General features: G+C 61.3%; 17 protein-coding genes. 8 read left to right on the top strand and 9 right to left on the bottom strand.

Features of this window, described 5'->3' with window-relative positions:
• Window positions 1–98: 98 nt before the first annotated feature.
• Window positions 99–1,097, bottom strand: a complete 999-nt coding sequence (locus AOA60_RS12775; RefSeq protein WP_099584722.1) for a FecR family protein — start codon at window positions 1,095–1,097, stop codon at window positions 99–101.
• 63 nt (window positions 1,098–1,160) lie between these two features.
• Entirely contained in the window at window positions 1,161–1,682 is a 522-nt protein-coding gene (locus tag AOA60_RS12770; protein ID WP_099584721.1) for an RNA polymerase sigma factor, read from the bottom strand.
• Between the two features lie 207 nt (window positions 1,683–1,889).
• Here AOA60_RS12770 and aroQ point away from each other — a divergent pair, with 207 nt between their 5' ends.
• Entirely contained in the window at window positions 1,890–2,339 is a 450-nt protein-coding gene (gene aroQ / locus AOA60_RS12765; protein ID WP_099584720.1) for a type II 3-dehydroquinate dehydratase, read from the top strand.
• Window positions 2,336–3,184 carry a shikimate dehydrogenase gene (locus AOA60_RS12760; protein WP_099584719.1) on the top strand — a complete coding sequence of 283 codons (849 nt, stop codon included), beginning with the start codon at window positions 2,336–2,338 and terminating at the stop codon, window positions 3,182–3,184. The genes aroQ and AOA60_RS12760 overlap by 4 nt, the downstream gene beginning before the upstream one ends.
• Before the next feature lie 126 nt (window positions 3,185–3,310).
• Here the strand turns inward: AOA60_RS12760 and AOA60_RS12755 are convergent, their stop codons facing one another.
• Window positions 3,311–3,976, bottom strand: coding sequence for a TetR/AcrR family transcriptional regulator (locus AOA60_RS12755; protein ID WP_099584718.1), 666 nt, complete (start codon window positions 3,974–3,976; stop codon window positions 3,311–3,313).
• 80 nt (window positions 3,977–4,056) lie between these two features.
• Window positions 4,057–5,958 carry a 3-dehydroshikimate dehydratase QuiC gene (quiC, locus tag AOA60_RS12750; RefSeq protein WP_099584717.1) on the bottom strand — a complete coding sequence of 634 codons (1,902 nt, stop codon included), beginning with the start codon at window positions 5,956–5,958 and terminating at the stop codon, window positions 4,057–4,059.
• Window positions 5,959–6,181: 223 nt separating this feature from the next.
• Between quiC and AOA60_RS12745 the strand changes: the two genes are divergently transcribed.
• Window positions 6,182–7,516 (top strand): MFS transporter, encoded by a 1,335-nt coding sequence (locus AOA60_RS12745; RefSeq protein ID WP_099584716.1) that lies wholly within the window; start codon window positions 6,182–6,184, stop codon window positions 7,514–7,516.
• A 26-nt stretch (window positions 7,517–7,542) separates the two neighbouring features.
• Here the strand turns inward: AOA60_RS12745 and AOA60_RS12740 are convergent, their stop codons facing one another.
• Window positions 7,543–8,421, bottom strand: a complete 879-nt coding sequence (locus tag AOA60_RS12740) for a DMT family transporter (protein ID WP_099584715.1) — start codon at window positions 8,419–8,421, stop codon at window positions 7,543–7,545.
• A 198-nt stretch (window positions 8,422–8,619) separates the two neighbouring features.
• On the opposite strand from AOA60_RS12740, the gene AOA60_RS12735 reads away from it, so the two are divergent.
• From AOA60_RS12735 to AOA60_RS12725, 3 genes are read left to right on the top strand one after another with little or no spacing between them, the layout of a single operon-like run.
• On the top strand, window positions 8,620–9,033 hold the full coding sequence (locus AOA60_RS12735) for a membrane lipoprotein lipid attachment site-containing protein (protein WP_099584714.1): 414 nt from the start codon (window positions 8,620–8,622) through the stop codon (window positions 9,031–9,033).
• A gap of 57 nt (window positions 9,034–9,090) precedes the next feature.
• A complete protein-coding gene (locus AOA60_RS12730; protein WP_099584713.1) occupies window positions 9,091–9,978 on the top strand; it encodes a neutral zinc metallopeptidase in 888 nt (295 codons plus the stop codon).
• Window positions 9,979–10,953, top strand: a complete 975-nt coding sequence (locus tag AOA60_RS12725) for an alpha/beta hydrolase (protein WP_099584712.1) — start codon at window positions 9,979–9,981, stop codon at window positions 10,951–10,953.
• On the opposite strand, the gene AOA60_RS12720 is transcribed toward AOA60_RS12725, so the two are convergent.
• Genes AOA60_RS12720 through AOA60_RS12710 form a run of 3 tightly spaced genes read right to left on the bottom strand, consistent with a single transcriptional unit; the run spans window position 10,943 to window position 13,045 of the window.
• A complete protein-coding gene (locus tag AOA60_RS12720; RefSeq protein ID WP_099584711.1) occupies window positions 10,943–11,572 on the bottom strand; it encodes an HAD family hydrolase in 630 nt (209 codons plus the stop codon). The two genes, AOA60_RS12725 and AOA60_RS12720, sit on opposite strands and share 11 nt — an antisense overlap.
• Window positions 11,569–12,438 (bottom strand): acyl-CoA thioesterase II, encoded by an 870-nt coding sequence (gene tesB, locus AOA60_RS12715; protein WP_099584710.1) that lies wholly within the window; start codon window positions 12,436–12,438, stop codon window positions 11,569–11,571. The genes AOA60_RS12720 and tesB overlap by 4 nt, the downstream gene beginning before the upstream one ends.
• 37 nt (window positions 12,439–12,475) lie before the next feature.
• A complete protein-coding gene (locus AOA60_RS12710; RefSeq protein WP_099584709.1) occupies window positions 12,476–13,045 on the bottom strand; it encodes a GNAT family N-acetyltransferase in 570 nt (189 codons plus the stop codon).
• A gap of 76 nt (window positions 13,046–13,121) precedes the next feature.
• Between AOA60_RS12710 and AOA60_RS12705 the strand changes: the two genes are divergently transcribed.
• Both AOA60_RS12705 and AOA60_RS12700 read left to right on the top strand, forming a co-directional pair.
• Window positions 13,122–14,042, top strand: a complete 921-nt coding sequence (locus tag AOA60_RS12705) for a histone deacetylase (RefSeq protein ID WP_099584708.1) — start codon at window positions 13,122–13,124, stop codon at window positions 14,040–14,042.
• A 171-nt stretch (window positions 14,043–14,213) separates the two neighbouring features.
• Window positions 14,214–15,440 (top strand): TIGR03862 family flavoprotein, encoded by a 1,227-nt coding sequence (locus AOA60_RS12700; RefSeq protein ID WP_099584707.1) that lies wholly within the window; start codon window positions 14,214–14,216, stop codon window positions 15,438–15,440.
• Between the two features lie 123 nt (window positions 15,441–15,563).
• On the opposite strand, the gene AOA60_RS12695 is transcribed toward AOA60_RS12700, so the two are convergent.
• Window positions 15,564–16,901 carry a DEAD/DEAH box helicase gene (locus AOA60_RS12695; RefSeq protein ID WP_099584706.1) on the bottom strand — a complete coding sequence of 446 codons (1,338 nt, stop codon included), beginning with the start codon at window positions 16,899–16,901 and terminating at the stop codon, window positions 15,564–15,566.
• Between the last annotated feature and the right edge of the window lie 30 nt (window positions 16,902–16,931).

Raw genomic sequence — 16,931 nt, 5'->3', positions numbered from 1 at the left:
TAGCAAGACGTACGAGGCACAGGAAGTCAGTAAGGTTTTTTTAATAGTTTTTGTGCGAGGGGTTTCAAGCGGGTGAGAGCGCGACTCCCACCGGGTCATCAGTAGATGAGGCTGAGGCCTGCCAGGTCCAAGCGTTGCACCTGGAGTTCCTGAGTCAGGGTGCCGAGGGCCGTATCGAGCATGTCGAGGCGGAACACACCGCTGACTTCACGCTCGCCCAGGTCGGAATGGGTCAACACCACCTGGCCGGGCCGGTAGCGGTTGAGTTGTTCAATGACCTTGGCCAGCGGCTGGCGATCAAAGATCAACACGCCGCGCCGCCAACTGGTGGCACGGTCGACATCAAATTGATCCAGGGGCACGATGCCCTGTTCGGGGCTGAAGCGCGCGGCCTGGCCCTGCTTGAGCACATGATCGCTCGGGCCGTTTTTCGGTGTGGCGTGCAGGGAGACTTCAACGCTGTGTTGCAACACGCCGACCCAGCCGTGGCGGTCGTCCTCGCGCTGCACCACAAACCGCGTGCCCAACGCCTGCGTCTGCCCGCCGGCGCTCTGCACCACGAAAGGCCGGGTTTCCTTACCCACCATCGGCGCCACGTCAAAAATCGCCGAACCCTGGATCAGGCTGATGCGCCGCTGCACGCCGTCGTAGTCCAGGCGGATGGCGCTGGCGGAATCCAGCTCCACCGTGCTGCCATCGGCCAGGTGCACGGTGCGCACTTCACCTTTTTGGGTGACGTAATCGGCCTGCATGCGCAGCCAGGCGTCCGGCCCGCGCACCCAGCCCACGCCGGCCACCACCACAACCAGCGCCACCGCCGCCGCACGTTGCCACGGCCTGCGTCGCGGGGTTCGGCGCACCGGCGGCATCGCCGACGACGGACGCTGGCGATGCGCCGGTTCGTCCTTATGCACCTCGCCCAACGCCGCCCAGGTCCGCTCGGCATAACGCAACGCCCCTTCATGGCGGCTGTCGCAGGCGATCCACTGGCGCAGCTCGGCCTGCTCCTGGTCGGTCAGGGCACCGGCGTGCAGGCGCACCGCCCAATCGGCGGCCGCCTCGGTAATGCTGTGCTGCTGCGGACCCTGGCTATTCACGTGTGAATCTCGAATTTTTCGTTATATAACGCTGTGACGTCTGACCTGGCAATTTTCCGTAATTCATTCGTCGGATGGCGTCACCTCACCGTCCTGCAAGCGCTGCATCACGTACGCCAATGCCTTGGCCAGGTGCTTTTGCACGGAACTGTCGGAGATGTCCAGGTGCCGGGCAACCTGGGCGTGGGTCATGCCCTCTATACGGTTCAGACGGAAGATCTGCTGGGTTCGTTCCGGCAGCTGCGCCAATGCCTGCTTCAATGCCTGCCGCTGTTGCTGCGCCATTGCCTGAGCCTCCAACCCGGCCACGTCATCTTCAATCTCGGCCAACGCCTCATGGGGCACGGAATCGGTCTTGCGCCGTGCTTCCTGGCGAATATGGTCGATCAGCAGATTGCTCGCCGTTCGATAGAGATAGCCCTGGGAATTGTCGATGCGCTCGCCGGCCGGTTTTTCCGCCAGGCGCAGGAAACTCTCCTGCACCAGGTCGGCCGCCAACTGCGGGTCCCGTACCTTGCGGGCCAGATACCCGCGCAGGGTATCGGCGTGCTTGAGAAACAGGCCCTTGAGATCCACGTCCGACAAACCGACTCCCTGGAATGTAAAGGAAACACGCGGGCATCTTAAGCGTTGTCGAGAATGATTTTCAATTGATATCGAATCTGATTCATCCGTAGGACACGCCTGATTAAAAGTTCGGTAATCGAACACATCCGTTGCCATCAATTGACCAAATTAACTAACCAGTACATTTTATCCACACAACGAACAAGAACTGTGGAGATACCCCCAATGCCGCCTATCGTGCTGGTGCTCAACGGCCCCAACCTCAACCTGCTCGGCACCCGCGAGCCTGCCACCTATGGCCACGAAACCCTGGCCGACGTCGCCGCCCTGTGCGGACGCAGCGCGGACAAGCTCGGGCTGAAAATCGAATTTCGCCAGACCAACCACGAAGGCGAACTGCTGGACTGGATCCACAGCGCCCGTAATCGTTGCGCCGGTATCGTGATCAACCCGGCGGCCTGGACCCACACCTCGGTGGCGATTCGTGATGCGCTGGTGGCCAGTGAAGTGCCAGTGATCGAAGTGCATTTATCCAACGTGCATGCCCGTGAAGCGTTTCGTCATCACTCCTTTGTGTCGCCCATCGCCAAAGCGGTGCTCGCCGGGTTTGGCAGCCACGGCTATCACCTGGCACTGGAGCACTTCAGCCAGTTGCTGAAAGGATCGGCTCAATGAAACCGCGCATCCTCGCTGGCCTGATCGGCGCCGGTATCCAGGCTTCCCGCACCCCCGCCCTGCATGAGCAGGAAGGCGATGCCCAAGGGCTGCGGTACTTGTATCGCCTGATTGACCTTGAGCCCCTGCACCTGGACATCAACGCCCTGCCCGATCTGCTGGACGCTGCGGAGTTGATGCACTTCACCGGGCTGAACATTACCTACCCGTGCAAGCAGGCGATCCTACCGTTGCTCGATGAACTGTCCGACGAAGCCAGGGGCATCGGCGCGGTGAATACGGTGGTGTTCAAGAACGGCAAACGCATTGGCCACAACACCGATTGCCTGGGCTTCGCCGAAGGTTTCCGGCGCAACCTGAATGATGTACCGCGCCATCGCGTGGTGCAGATGGGCGCCGGTGGTGCGGGCGCCGCGGTAGCGCACGCGTTATTGGCAGAAGGTGTGGAGCACTTGAGTATTTTCGACGTAGACGTCAGCCGCGCCCGCGACCTTGTGGATAACCTCGCCCAGCGTTTCGGCAACGGCCGTGCACAAGTGGGTCAGGATTTGGAAAACGCGGTGGCCGAGGCCGATGGCCTGGTCAACACCACGCCGATGGGCATGGCCAAACTGCCCGGCACTCCCGTACCTGCGGCGCTGCTGAGAGCCGAACTATGGGTGGCTGAAATCGTGTATTTCCCGCTGGAAACCGAACTGCTGCGCGATGCCCGCGCCTTGGGTTGCCGCACGCTGGATGGCGGCAACATGGCGGTGTTTCAGGCGGTGAAGGCGTTTGAGTTGTTCAGTGGCGAGGTGGCGAATGCACAGCGGATGCTGGCGCACTTCAAGAGCATGAATACCTGAAATGTGGGAGGGAGCTTGCCCCCGATGGCCATTGGTATCCATACAACTCTCAAAGGCTTACACATAACATTGTGGTGAGCGGGCTTGTTTGCCCTCCTACATTGGAATGCATTCCAATCGGGTCACTCAAGCCTGCAGATACCGCAACACCGACTCACAGATCATCTCGCGATGGCGCTGTTTAACCACGTCATCCGACAGTTCGATCTGAAAAATCTCACTGAACGTATGGCGGTTGGACACCCGGTAAAAGCTGAATGAATTGATCAGCAAGTGCACATCCAGCGGTTCCAGGCCCTCACGGAACACGCCCATTTCCGCGCCCCGACGCAGGGTCGCGCCCAACCCCTCAAGGATCTTGCTGTTCATCGCCTTGATCGTGTCGGTGCGTTTCACGTACTCGGCATTGTGGATATTTTCGATGCTGACGATCCGCACAAAGTCCACGTTCTGATCGTGGTGATCAAAGGTGAACTCCACCAGCCGACGAATCGCCTCTCGCGGCTCCAGCTCGGTCAGGTTCATGCGCGTTTCGGTGTTGCGGATATCGCCGTAGAGCTTCTCCAATACCTCGACGTACAACTGCTCCTTACTGCCGAAGTAGTAATAGATCATGCGTTTGGAGGTGTGGATGCGCTCGGCGATGGCGTCCACGCGCGCGCCGGACAGGCCCTGTTGGACAAACTCCACAATGGCTTCCTGAAGGATGTTTTCGCGGGTCTTTTCCGGGTTGTTCTTACGACTCTTGCGCGGTGCGGCTTGCACCTCGGGGAGTTCGGGACTTGAGGTCATGGTGCGCTCACGGCCATTTTTATTGTGCAGGCCGCGATTATGGGCCCCGGTGCTCCCCGAAGGAAGCACCCGACAACCCCTTATAAACGTGCCTGGCGCACCGCACCGCTGCGGGACTTGGCCATTGCCGCCAGACGCACCGCCACGTTGGCCGCGCCGTAGCCGGCATAGCCATTCTTGCGCTGGATGATCTCGAAGAAAAACCGCCCCTCGAAGGGTTCGGTGTACACATGAAACAACTCACCGCCCTGGGCGTCGCGGTCGTACAACACGTTGTAGTACGCCAGCTCGCTGAGGAACTCGTCGTCGAAATCGAAACGTGCGGCCAGGTCGTCGTAGTAGTTGAGCGGAATGTCCAGCAGCGGCACGCCGGCCTCTTTGGCACGGCGCACTTCGGCGAAAATATCCGCACAGTCGAAGGCAATGTGGTGCACGCCGGAGCCCCGATAGCTCGATAGCGCGTGGGAAATCGCGGTATTGCGGTTTTCGGAGATGTTCAGCGGCAGGCGGATCGAGCTGCAACGGCTGCGCAAGGCGCGGCTTTTGACCAGGCCGTAAGGGTCGGGCAGCACCACTTCGTCATCGGCTTCAAAGTCCAGCAGGCTCTTGTAGAACAGCACCCAACTGTCGAGGCTGTCGGCCGGCAGGGCCATGGCCATATGGTCGATGCGCAGCAAACCGCCGGCGTCGGTCGAGGCAGTTTGCAGGTTGAAGTCGGTGTCATACAGCCCGCCTTCGCTTGGGTCCACCAGGTAGATCAGGCTGCCATCCGGTGCGCGCACGGCCGCCAGTTCCAGCTCGTTGGGGCCGACCAGGCCGCGATAGGGTTGGCCTTTATAGGCGACCGCTCGCTCCAGGGCCTTGGCGCTGTCCTTGACCCGGATCGCCGTGGCGCACAAGGACGGACCATGGGCTTCGAAAAAATTATGGGCGAAGGAATAGGGTTCGCAGTTGAGGATCAGGTTGATATCACCCTGACGCAGCAGGCTCACGCTCTTGGAGCGGTGCTGCCCGGCCTTGACGAACCCCAGGCGTTCCAGCCAGTTCGTCAGCTTGGCGCCGAGGTTTTCATCCACGGCAAATTCGAGGAACTCAATGCCGTCATACTCACTCGCCGCCGGGGTTTCGAAGAGGATATCGACCGGTGTGGCAGGCGCTTCTTCGGCCAGGCGCTGGCGGGTTTTCTCTTCCAGGTACAGCAGCGAACGCAGGCCATCGGCGGCATTGGCACGGGTTGGCGCAGCGCGGAAACCATCGTTGAAAATTTCCAGGGACAACGGCCCGGTATAGCCACTCTTGATGATCGGTGCCAGAAAGCCCGCCAGATCAAACTCGCCCTGGCCGGGGAAACAACGGAAATGCCGGCTCCACTCCAACACGTCCATGGCCAGGATCGGCGCGTCGGCCATTTGCACGAAGAAGATCTTGTCGCCGGGGATCTCGGCAATGGCACTTGGGTCGCCCTTGAGCGACAGGGTATGGAAGCTGTCGAGCAACACGCCGAGGCTTGGGTGATCGACCTGACGCACCAGGTTCCACACGTGTTGCCAGGTGTTCACGTGCTTGCCCCAGGCCAGCGCTTCATAACCGATGCGCAAGCCACGACGGCCGGCATGTTCGGCCAGCAGGCTCAGGTCATCGAGCAAAATCTGTTGATCGCCGACGCAATCGGCCGAGGCATTACTGCACACCAGCACCAGGTCGGTGCCCAGTTCCTGCATCAGGTCGAATTTGCGCTCGGCCCGCTCCAGGTTGCGCGCCAGGCGGTCGCGGCGGCAGCCTTCAAAGTCACGAAAGGGCTGAAACAAGGTGATGGCAATGCCGAGGTCCGCGCACATCTGCCTAACTTCACGGGGGCTGCCGTCGTAATACAACAGGTCGTTCTCGAAGATCTCAACCCCATCAAACCCGGCGGCGGCAATGGCTTCGAGTTTTTCCGGCAGGGTGCCGCTCAATGAAACGGTGGCAATGGAACGTTGCATGGACGACTCCCGGCAATTGTTGTTTGTGGCAAATTATTCGCCCCCAGCCTACACGCAGCAATTAAAATGTACGAACCGGTTAGTTTTTGGTGCGATTATCGAACACTAAGCCTCTTTGGCGAATTGACGATTTTTTAGCCGCTGCGCACCATCGATCCCGCTACAAACGTTTATAAAAGACCCAGAACACACCATAAAAATTTCAAAAAACGGGTACAACCACATGCCTTCGCAAAACTCCGCCCTGGCCTCGCGCCCCGGCACCCCGCACGCCGGCATCGGCGACAAGATCCGCGGCGCCATGGCCGTCGGTAAAACCCGCTGGGGCATGTTGGCCCTGGTGTTCTTCGCCACCACCCTCAATTACATCGACCGCGCCGCCCTCGGTGTCATGCAACCGATCCTCGCCAAAGAGATGAGCTGGACGGCGATGGACTACGCCAACATCAACTTCTGGTTCCAGGTGGGCTACGCAATTGGCTTTGTGTTGCAAGGCCGCTTGATCGACAAAGTCGGCGTGAAGCGCGTGTTCTTCTGCGCGGTACTGCTCTGGAGCCTGGCCACCGGCGCCCACGGCCTGGCGACCTCGGCCGTCGGCTTTATGGTCTGCCGTTTTATCCTCGGGCTGACCGAAGCCGCCAACTACCCGGCTTGCGTCAAGACCACGCGGTTGTGGTTCCCTGCGGGTGAACGTGCGGTGGCCACCGGGATCTTCAACGCCGGCACCAACGTTGGCGCAATGATGACGCCGATGCTGCTGCCGCTGATCCTGCATGTGTGGGGCTGGCAGGCTGCCTTCCTGTGCATGGCGTCGCTGGGCGCGATCTGGCTGGTGTTCTGGGGTTTGAAGTACTACAACCCGGAAGATCATCCGAGCGTTAAACAATCCGAATTGGACTACGTGCAACGGGAAGTCGAGCCGGAACAGCCTGGCGTACCGTTCAGCCGCATCCTGCGCATGCGCGGCACCTGGGCTTTTGCGATTGCCTACGCGCTGACCGCGCCGGTGTTCTGGTTCTACCTGTATTGGCTGCCGCCGTTTTTGAACCAGCAATACAACCTGGGCATCAACGTGACCCAGATGGGCATCCCGCTGATCATCATCTACCTGACCGCCGACTTCGGCAGCGTGGGCGGGGGCATCCTGTCGTCATTCCTGATCGGCCGCGGGATGAACTCGATCAAGGCGCGTTTGCTGTCGATGCTGCTGTTTGCCTGCTGCATCGTCGGCGTGATCATGGCGGCCGGTTCCAGCGAATTGTGGGTCGCGGTATTTGCCATCTCCCTGGCCATCGGCGCGCACCAGGCCTGGACCGCGAATATCTGGAGCCTGGTGATGGACTACACGCCCAAGCACATGATGAGCACCGTGTTCGGCTTCGGCGGCATGTGCGCGGCCATCGGCGGCATGTTCATGACCCAGATCGTCGGCCATATCCTCACCGTGACCAACAACAACTACACCGTGTTGTTCACCTTGATCCCGGCGATGTACTTCATTGCGCTGACCTGGATGTACTTCATGGCGCCGCGCAGGATTCCTACCGTAGACGTCTGAGCCATCCCCCAGAGCTATCCCCTGACCTATCGACGCCGCTGCTGCCAGGCAGCGGCCAACCCGCTCATGCAAATCACCCCGATACCGACCACCGTGGTCATATCGGGGGTATGACTGAACACCAGCCAACCCAACAACCCCGCAAACACGATCTGGCAATAGCCGAATGGCGCCAGCAAGGCCGGCGCCGCAAAGCGGAACGCCTGGGTCAGCATCAGGTGCGCGGTCATCCCGCACGTGCCCAGCACCAGCATCATCACTCCGTGCCACAGCGTCGGGATCTGCCAGAAGAACGGCACCATTGCGCTCATCACCAAGGTATTGCACAGCCCGGCGAAGAAATTGCTGGTGGTCGGTGTGTCGTACTGGCTGAGGATGCGGGTGAGCAACTGGTAGAAGCAGAAAAACAGCGCCGAGCACAGCGGCAGCAACACCGCCGGGGTGAAGAGTTCACCGCCGGGATGGATGATCACCAGCACGCCGACAAACCCGCAGATCACTGCCAGCCACTGGCCACGCGTGACGTGCTCACCCAGCAGCGGCAACGACAGCGCGGTTACCAGGATCGGCGCCAGGAAGTTCACCGCCGTGGCTTCCGCCAATGGGATGTAATGCAGCGCCGAGGTAAAAAACAGGCTGGTGCCCAATAGGCACAGGGCCCGCACCATCTGCATGCCGGGCCGCTTGCTGCGCAGCACGCGCAGCCCCGATTGCGGCAGGAAAATCCCGGCCATCAACAAGGTGTGCACCACGTAGCGCGCCCACACCACCATCACAATCGGGTAGAACCCGGCCAGGTATTTGGACAAGGCGTCGTGGCTGGAGAACAGGAACGTCGCCGCCACAATCAGCACAATGCCTTTGAAGGGATGGTTGACGCCGGACAGCGGGGTACTGACGGTCATGGAATTCTCTTGCGTGGCGGACGGAACACCGAGCACTGAACGAAATAGCGCTCAACCCGGTAATCTAGCAGCCGGGTCGGAGTCTGCCCCAAGAGCATAACCAAACACCGGGCGAACAGCGCACTAAATCATGGGAATCGAGTCCAACCCTGCACGTTCGCCCCCGTGCTGCACACTTTTTAACCAAGGCCTGCTGCTATGAAAAAAACCCTCTTTGCTCTTTCCACCCTTGCCCTGCTCACCGCCTGCAACCAGCAAGCCCAGGACGCACCTAAACCCGCACCCGCCTCCGTGCAGGCCACCCTGGTGCCGGAGACACCACCGACCGACAAATGGGTCGGCAAGTGGATCGGCGTCGAAGGCCTGAACCTGACCATCGCCAAGGACGACGCCATCGGCCGTGGCCACTACGTGCTCACCATGCAATACGGCCTGGATGCGGACGATTCCGGCACCTTCAAGGGTGAGGCCTCCGAAGACGGCATCGCTTTCACCCGCCCGGACGGCCCGCAATTGCTGCGTGCCGGCGACGGTGAAGCCACTGGTTTGAAATGGCTGGCAGATAAAAAAGACTGCCTGATCGTCGACACCGGCGAAGGGTATTGCCGCTAATACCGGCCATACTCAACCCACATCTTTGTAGGACCGTTCATCAAGAGGATTGCCCCCATGCTATGGAAAAAAGGCCGACGCAGCGACAACGTGGTGGATGCCCGCGATGACAGTGGCGGCGGCGGTGGCGGCATGCGCTTTGGCGGTGGCAAGGGCCTGAGTCTGACGGCGATTGTGCTGATCGTCGGCATTGGCTGGCTGACCGGCCAGGACCCGATGCAGATCCTCGGCCAATTGACCGGCCAGATGGAACAGGCACCGTCGGTCAGCACACAGTCGCGCCAGGCGCCACCGGCCAATGATGAACAGGCCGATTTCGTCCGCGCCGTGCTCGGCGATACCGAAGACACCTGGGGCCAGGTGTTCCAGGAAAACGGCCTGACCTACAAGAACCCGAAACTGATCCTGTTCCGTGGCCGGGTCAATTCCGCCTGTGGCGGTGCCACCTCGGCCAGCGGTCCGTTCTATTGCCCGGCGGACCAGCAGGTCTATCTGGACCTGGATTTCTTCCGGGAAATGTCCCAACGCTTCCAGGCCGCCGGCGATTTCGCCCAGGCCTACGTGATCGCCCACGAAGTTGGGCACCATGTGCAGACGTTGCTCGGGATTTCCTCGAAGATCCAGGCCGCACGCCAACAGGGCCGGCAGATGCAAGGCGACGGCGGCCTGCTGGTACGCCAGGAACTGCAAGCCGACTGTTTTGCCGGCGTGTGGGCCAACCGTGCGCAAAAACGCCTGAACTGGCTGGAGCCCGGCGACATTGAAGAAGCCCTGAACGCCGCCAACGCCATCGGCGATGACCGTTTGCAGCAACAGGGTCAGGGCCGCGTGGTGCCGGACTCGTTTACCCACGGCACCTCGGCGCAGCGGGTTCGCTGGTTCAAGACGGGCTTCGCCCAGGGCCAGATCACACAGTGCGACACCTTCACCGCCAAGAGTCTTTAAATGAATAAACGATTGGGTTTGCTGATGGGTCTAGTCGTGTCGTGCTCCGCCCTGGCGGCGGAACACGGCGTCAAAATCGTCAGCCCCGATCGTTTCCACCTGGACGCCGGCGACCTCAGCCTCGGCGTAAGCCAGGACTGGCGCCAGCCGCTGCCCAACGTGTCCCGCGTGTTGATCATCGTGCATGGCCGGCTGCGCAATGCGCAGACCTACCTGCAAAGTGGTGTCGATGCCGCCGAGCATGCAGGTGTGGGCGCGAACACGCTGGTGATTGCGCCGCAGTTTCTGAATGCTTCTGATGTGAAGCGCAACCATTTGGACGGGCAAGTCCTGCGCTGGAATGGCAACGACTGGATGGCCGGCGAGCCTTCCACCGGTCCCGGCCAGGTCAGCTCGTACGGCGCCCTCGACCAGATCATCAAGCACCTGGGCAACCGCACACTGTTTCCGGCCTTGAAGGACATCGTCGTCGCTGGTCATTCCGGCGGTGGCCAAGTGGTGCAGCGCTTCGCCCTCATGGGCCATGATCATCCCACCCTGCAAAACGAAGGTATCCGCCTGCGGTATGTGGTGGCCAATCCTTCGTCCTACGCCTACTTCAGCCCGCAGCGGCCAGTGCCGTTCGACACCGCCAACTGCCCCGGTTTCAACGACTGGAAATACGGTCTGCAACACCTGCCGGCTTATGCCAAGGGCCAGAGCGCCGAACAGCTGGAACAGGCCTATGTGTCACGGGACATCACCTACCTGCTGGGCCAGCAAGACACCGACCCGAACCACCCGGCGCTGGATAAAAGCTGTGAGGCCGAGACGCAGGGCGCGTATCGACTGATACGTGGGCACAACTATTTTGACTACCTCAAGCAACGTCATCCGCAGTTGCGCCAGACGCTGGTAGAAGTGCCAGGAGTGGGGCATAACGGGGATGGGATGTTTACGTCGCCCGAGGGGCAAAAGGTGTTGTTTACTCAGTAATACCTGAAGAAACTGGCTCAAAATGTCTGGACTGGATCATTTGCCGCAAGACCGCGCAATCCTGCGCATGCCAATCCGCCAACTCCGGCCACGGGTTCTCCGGCAGGTTAACCAACACCGTCTTGGTCCCCGCCGCCCGGCCGCAATCCAGGTCAAACCGATAATCCCCCACCATCACCATCGCGCTCGGCGACACATCCCAGGCCGCCGCCAGCTTCAGCAGGCCGCCTGGATCCGGCTTGGGTGGCGCGTCATCACGGCCCAGCACATCTTCAATGGCAAAACAGTCCGCCAGGCCAATCGCTTGCAGCGTCACATGAGCCAGCTCTTGGGCATTACGGGTCAGGATGCCCAGGCGATAACCGCGCCCGGCCAACTCACGCACCAGCTCCACCGCGCCTTCAGCGGCGACCGAACCCAGCGCCAGCTCGCGCTCGTGCTCCAGCAACCACGCATGTTTGGCCGCCGCGATATCCGCCGGCAACGCCGCCAGGTGCGTGAGGATGTCGTCCTCGGGCGGGATTTCCAGTGCCACGCGAATGGCCGCAAAGTCATGCACGGCCACGGTGAGGGTGCCGTCCATGTCGAACACCCAGTGCTTAATGTTGCTCAGGCTCATGCCCAATCCTTGCGGTGGCGGATCAAGCCTTCCTGGGTCACCGAGGCCACCAGTTGCCCGGCGCGGTTGTACACGCTGCCACGGGAGAACCCACGGGAATTGCCGGCCCAAGGGCTGTCCATGGCGTAGAGCAACCAGTCGTCGGCACGCAGGTCGGCGTGGAACCACAGCGCGTGGTCAAGGCTGGCGACCTGCATGTCTTTCTGCCACACGGTCTTGCCATGGGGCAGCAGCGAAGTGGTCAGCAGGCCGAAGTCCGAGGCGTAGGCCAGCAGGTATTTATGCAGCGCCGGGGTGTCGGCCAAAGCACCGTCGGCACGAAACCATACGTACTTGACCGGATCGGACGGCTGCGGGTTGAACGGGTCTTTTTCGGTGACCGGGCGCACTTCAATCGGCTTGGGGCACAGCAGCTTCTCGCGCATGTGCTCGGGGATCAGGTGCGCGCGCTGCTGGGTCAGCTCCAGTTCCGAGGGCAGGTTCTCCGGGCCGACCACCACGGGCATGGTGGTCTGGTGCTCGAAGCCTTCTTCGTCGTACTGGAACGAGGTGGTGCAGGTGAAAATCGGATGGCCCTTCTGGATCGCGGTCACGCGGCGCGTGCTGAAACTGCCGCCATCACGCACCCGGTCGACCGAATACACCACCGGCAATGCGGCATCGCCGGGGCGCAGGAAATAACCGTGCAACGAGTGCACGTGGCGCGCTTCTTCAACGGTCTGGCTGGCGGCCGACAGCGACTGGCCGAGCACCTGGCCGCCGAACAGTTGGCGAAAACCCAGGTCCTGGCTGCGGCCGCGAAAGAGGTTTTCCTCGATCGGCTCCAGGGTCAGCAGGTTCACCAGATCTTCCAATACTTGGCTCATAGAGCAACTCCTACAATCTATGGGGCATTCCGGGCTGCTATCCGTGCAACGTGTCCAACCATTGGGCGCGGGTGATGCGGTACAAAACATGTGGGCGCAGCGGGTCATCGGCTGCGACCTGGGGGTGTTCAAAGTCGGCCTGGGGATCGTAATGCATACCGATGGCCTGCATGACTTTTTGTGATGGCAGATTGGCTTCGGTGGTGAAGGCGACGATCTCATCCAATTGCAAACGGTCGAACCCACAGCGCAGCGCGGTCCACGCCGCCTCGCTGGCATAACCCAGGCCCCAATGCTCACGGGCCAGGCGCCAGCCGATTTCCACTGCTGGGGTAAACCCCGCGTCAAAGCCGACATGCTGCAGCCCGGTCAGGCCGATGAAGGCGCCGGTATCTTTGCGTTGCAACGCCCAGAAACCAAAGCCGTACTCGGCAAAATGGCCGCGAATCCGCCCGATCAGCGCGGCGCTTTCCAGATGGCTCAGCCTGGCCGGGAAATAGCGCATCACCTGCGGGTCAGCGCACATGCGCGCAAAGTCCGGCAGGTCCGTGTCGCGCCATTGGCGCATCACCAGACGTGCACTTTCCAATTCGAGTATCGGCTCCATGGGTCCCCTCCCCTTGCCATGTGCGTGAGTGTACAGCGCTGGTAAGATCCTTCGCAGGTTCCCGTCAGAAAATCCCATGCCTTTGCCATTGATCTACCACGATGACTACAGCCCCGAGTTCCCGGCGGACCACCGGTTCCCCATGGATAAATTCCGCCTGTTGCGCGACCACCTGGTGTCCACGGGGCTGACCGAAGACAGCCTGTTGCTGCGCCCCGAGCTATGCCCACCGGAGATCCTGGCCCTGGCCCATGAACCTGGGTATATCGAACGCTACATGAGCGGCGAATTGTCCCGCGAAGACCAACGTCGCCTCGGCCTGCCCTGGAGTGAAGACCTGGCCCGGCGCACGGTGCGGGCGGTAGGCGGTTCGATCCTGGCGGCGGAGCAAGCGCTGGAGCACGGCCTCGCCTGTCACCTGGCAGGCGGCACCCACCACGCCCATTACGACAATCCGGCGGGCTTTTGCATCTTCAATGACCTCGCGGTGATCAGCCAATACCTGCTGGCCAGCGGTCGAGTGAACCGCGTATTGATCTTCGACTGCGACGTTCACCAGGGCGATGGCACCGCACGCATCCTGCATGACACGCCGGATGCCATCACCGTGTCGTTGCACTGCGAAAAGAACTTCCCGGCGCGCAAGGCCCAGAGCGACTGGGACATCCCGCTGCCCATGGGCACGGGCGATGCCGACTACCTGCGCGTAGTCGACGACGCCCTCAATTACCTGCTGCCGCTCTACCAGCCCGACCTGGTGCTCTACGACGCTGGCGTCGATGTGCATAAGGATGACGCCCTCGGTTACCTCAAGCTGACAGACGAAGGCGTAGCCGCCCGCGATGAAAGCGTGATGCGCCACTGCCTGGGCCGGGACATACCGTTAATGGGCGTGATCGGCGGCGGCTACAGCAAAGACCGCCCGGCCCTCGCTCGCCGCCACGGCATCCTGCACCACAGTGCACAACGGGTGTGGACGTCATCAGGTTGTCATTGAGTGGTGGGTGTTACCCACAATGGCTGTGGAGCGGCCTGTGGATAACTTGAGCGTAAGCGGCTGAAAGCCAGAAGCCATAAGGCCTGTAGGAAAGTGTACATTTTTTGATCAGGCAGTTAGGCCGACGTCGGGTAGAATGCTCGGCCTATTCACGTCACCGTAGCCCTGCCCATGCCTCAGACCGTACCTCACCACGTCACCATTATCGGCGGCGGCCCTGCCGGGCTGATGGCCGCCGAAGTCTTGAGTCAAGCCGGGGTGCGCGTAGATCTGTATGACGGCATGCCGTCCGTGGGGCGAAAATTCCTGCTGGCGGGTGTGGGCGGTATGAACATCACCCACTCCGAGGCTTACCCGGCCTTCCTTTCGCGCTACGCCGAACGTGCACCACAGATGGCGCCGTTGCTGCGTGGATTTGGTGCCGACGCCTTGTGCGAATGGATTCATGGCCTGGGTATCGAGACCTTTGTCGGTACCTCCGGCCGGGTGTTTCCTACAGACATGAAAGCTGCTCCCCTGCTGCGTGCCTGGCTCAAGCGCCTGCGCGAACAAGGCGTGGTTATCCACACCCGGCATCGCTGGACCGGCTGGAATGCCGAGGGCGATTTACTTATCCACAGCCCGGAAGGTGAGAAGGTTGTCCACAACGACGCCGTGCTGTTGGCCCTTGGCGGCGGCAGCTGGTCGCGGCTGGGTTCCGACGGTGCATGGCTCAATTTGCTGGAAGACAAAGGCGTGCCTTATGTGCCACTGCAGCCGAGCAACTGCGGCTTTGATGTGTCGGCCTGGAGCGAATTACTGGTCAGCAAATTCGCGGGCGCCCCGTTGAAAAACGTCGCCATTGGGCTGGGGGATGACAAACCCCGGCTCGGCGAATGTGTGATCACCGCCACCGGTATCGAGGGCAGCCTGATCTATGCGCTGTCGGCGCCGATCCGCGAGGCGATCAACCGCGGTGGCTCAGCCACGGTGCATATCGATCTGCTGCCGAGCAAGCCACTGGATAAGGTGCTGGCGGCGCTGGCCAAGCCACGCGGTTCACGCTCTATGAGCAAACATTTGCACAGTCAGTTGGGGCTGGATGGGGTCAAGGCGGCGCTGTTGCGTGAGTTGGCGCCAGCCGATCATTTCAATGATCCGGCGCAACTGGCGGTGGATATCAAGGCCTTGCCGTTGAGGCTGGTGAAGACGCGGCCCATTGATGAGGCCATCAGCACCGCAGGCGGCGTGCCGTTTGAGGCGTTGGATGAGCGACTGATGCTCAAGCAATTGCCGGGGGTGTTTTGTGCGGGGGAGATGCTGGATTGGGAAGCGCCGACGGGCGGATATTTGCTGACGGGGTGTTTTGCCAGTGGCAGAGCGGCTGGGCGGGGGGTTTTGGAGTGGCTTGAGCGCTGAGATTTTTGCTTAGTTCAAAGCCGCCATCGGGGGCAAGCCCCCTCCCACAATGTTGAATGTATTCACAAATCAAAATGTGAGAGGGGGCTTGCCCCCGATAGGGCCATCAGCCAAACCGCAAAATCACTTCTTCTTACGCGGCCCAGTATTAAACACCGGCACCTTGCGCACCGGCTTGATCGACGGCTCCACCGGCGCCGATTCCCCGCTGTCCACCCACTTGCCCAGGTTGCGCTTACCGCCGCCGCCACCCGAGTTTTTAGGCTTCTTCGGTTTTTTCGGTTTCTTCACCACTTGCCCGCTGGCATCGGTGTCCGGCACGCGGTGTTCCGGTTCGAAGTCGGGCTCCATCTTGCGGGTCAGGGTCTGACGGGTCAGCATCTCGATGGCCGACAGCATGTTCACTTCATCGGCGCACACCAGGGAAATCGCCTCGCCGGTGTTGCCCGCACGCCCGGTACGGCCGATACGGTGGATGTAGTCCTCAGCCACGATCGGCAGGTCGAAGTTGACCACCATCGGCAGGTCTTCGATATCCAGACCACGGGCCGCCACATCGGTGGCGACCAGGATCTGCACTTCGCTGCTCTTGAAGCGATCCAGCGCGCGCTGGCGAGTGGCTTGCGGCTTGTCGCCATGGATGCCGTCGGCATTGATGCCCAGGCCCTGCAACTTATCCACCAGCGCATCCACGCCGTTGCGGGTCTTGGCGAACACCAGCACCTGCTTCCAGCGGCCTTTGCGCATCAGGTGCACAAACAGCTCGGCCTTGCGCTTCTTGTCCACCGGCACCACCCACTGCTTGACGGTGTTGGCGGCGACGTTGCGCGGGCTGACTTCGATGCTCAGCGGGTCGTTGAGCATCTGCCCGGCCAGCGTGCGGATCTCATCGGAGAAAGTCGCGGAGAACAGCAAGGTCTGGCGCTTTTTCGGCAGCATGCGGTAGATGTTCGCCAGCTCTTCGGAGAAGCCCAGGTCGAGCATGCGGTCGGCTTCGTCCAGCACCAGGGTTTGCAGCTGATTGAGCTTCAGCGCGTTCTGGCGGAACAGGTCGATCAGGCGGCCAGGGGTGGCGACCAGGATGTCGACGCCCTTGCGCAGCTTCATCATCTGCGGGTTGATGCTCACGCCGCCGTACACCGCGTAGGTGGTCAACGGCAGGTTTTGCGCGTATTCGGCGACGCTGGCGTGTACCTGCTCGGCCAGTTCGCGGGTCGGGCACAGGATCAATGCACGCGCCGAGTTGGCGGCGACTTTCGGCCCTTCCATCGTCAGCAGTTGCAGCAGCGGCAAGGCAAAACCGGCGGTCTTGCCGGTGCCGGTCTGGGCCGCAGCCATCAGGTCGCGACCGGCCAGCACTGCCGGAATGGCTTGCGCCTGCACCGGCGTCGGGGTCTGGTAGCCAAGCGTCTCAAGGGCGCGCAGCAAGGGTTCGATCAGGCCAAGTGTGGCGAAAGTCATGTGTTTACCGTAGGAAAAATTCAGCGCAAG

The sequence above is a fragment of the Pseudomonas sp. 2822-17 genome (assembly GCF_002742485.1).
In the GTDB taxonomy this organism is placed as follows: Bacteria; Pseudomonadota; Gammaproteobacteria; order Pseudomonadales; family Pseudomonadaceae; genus Aquipseudomonas; species Aquipseudomonas cyclaminis.
This window is presented reverse-complemented; position numbering and strand designations above follow the sequence as displayed.

Excerpts from the sequence above, each read along its gene's own strand:
- AOA60_RS12730 (WP_099584713.1), top strand. The coding sequence starts at position 9,091 with ATGCTATGGAAAAAAGGCCGACGCAGCGACAACGTGGTGGATGCCCGC.
- AOA60_RS12735 (WP_099584714.1), top strand. The coding sequence starts at position 8,620 with ATGAAAAAAACCCTCTTTGCTCTTTCCACCCTTGCCCTGCTCACCGCC.
- AOA60_RS12695 (WP_099584706.1), bottom strand. The coding sequence starts at position 16,901 with ATGACTTTCGCCACACTTGGCCTGATCGAACCCTTGCTGCGCGCCCTT.
- AOA60_RS12755 (WP_099584718.1), bottom strand. The coding sequence starts at position 3,976 with ATGACCTCAAGTCCCGAACTCCCCGAGGTGCAAGCCGCACCGCGCAAG.
- AOA60_RS12760 (WP_099584719.1), top strand. The coding sequence starts at position 2,336 with ATGAAACCGCGCATCCTCGCTGGCCTGATCGGCGCCGGTATCCAGGCT.
- AOA60_RS12720 (WP_099584711.1), bottom strand. The coding sequence starts at position 11,572 with ATGAGCCTGAGCAACATTAAGCACTGGGTGTTCGACATGGACGGCACC.
- AOA60_RS12710 (WP_099584709.1), bottom strand. The coding sequence starts at position 13,045 with ATGGAGCCGATACTCGAATTGGAAAGTGCACGTCTGGTGATGCGCCAA.
- AOA60_RS12705 (WP_099584708.1), top strand. The coding sequence starts at position 13,122 with ATGCCTTTGCCATTGATCTACCACGATGACTACAGCCCCGAGTTCCCG.
- AOA60_RS12745 (WP_099584716.1), top strand. The coding sequence starts at position 6,182 with ATGCCTTCGCAAAACTCCGCCCTGGCCTCGCGCCCCGGCACCCCGCAC.
- quiC (WP_099584717.1), bottom strand. The coding sequence starts at position 5,958 with ATGCAACGTTCCATTGCCACCGTTTCATTGAGCGGCACCCTGCCGGAA.
- AOA60_RS12725 (WP_099584712.1), top strand. The coding sequence starts at position 9,979 with ATGAATAAACGATTGGGTTTGCTGATGGGTCTAGTCGTGTCGTGCTCC.
- aroQ (WP_099584720.1), top strand. The coding sequence starts at position 1,890 with ATGCCGCCTATCGTGCTGGTGCTCAACGGCCCCAACCTCAACCTGCTC.
- AOA60_RS12700 (WP_099584707.1), top strand. The coding sequence starts at position 14,214 with ATGCCTCAGACCGTACCTCACCACGTCACCATTATCGGCGGCGGCCCT.
- AOA60_RS12740 (WP_099584715.1), bottom strand. The coding sequence starts at position 8,421 with ATGACCGTCAGTACCCCGCTGTCCGGCGTCAACCATCCCTTCAAAGGC.
- tesB (WP_099584710.1), bottom strand. The coding sequence starts at position 12,438 with ATGAGCCAAGTATTGGAAGATCTGGTGAACCTGCTGACCCTGGAGCCG.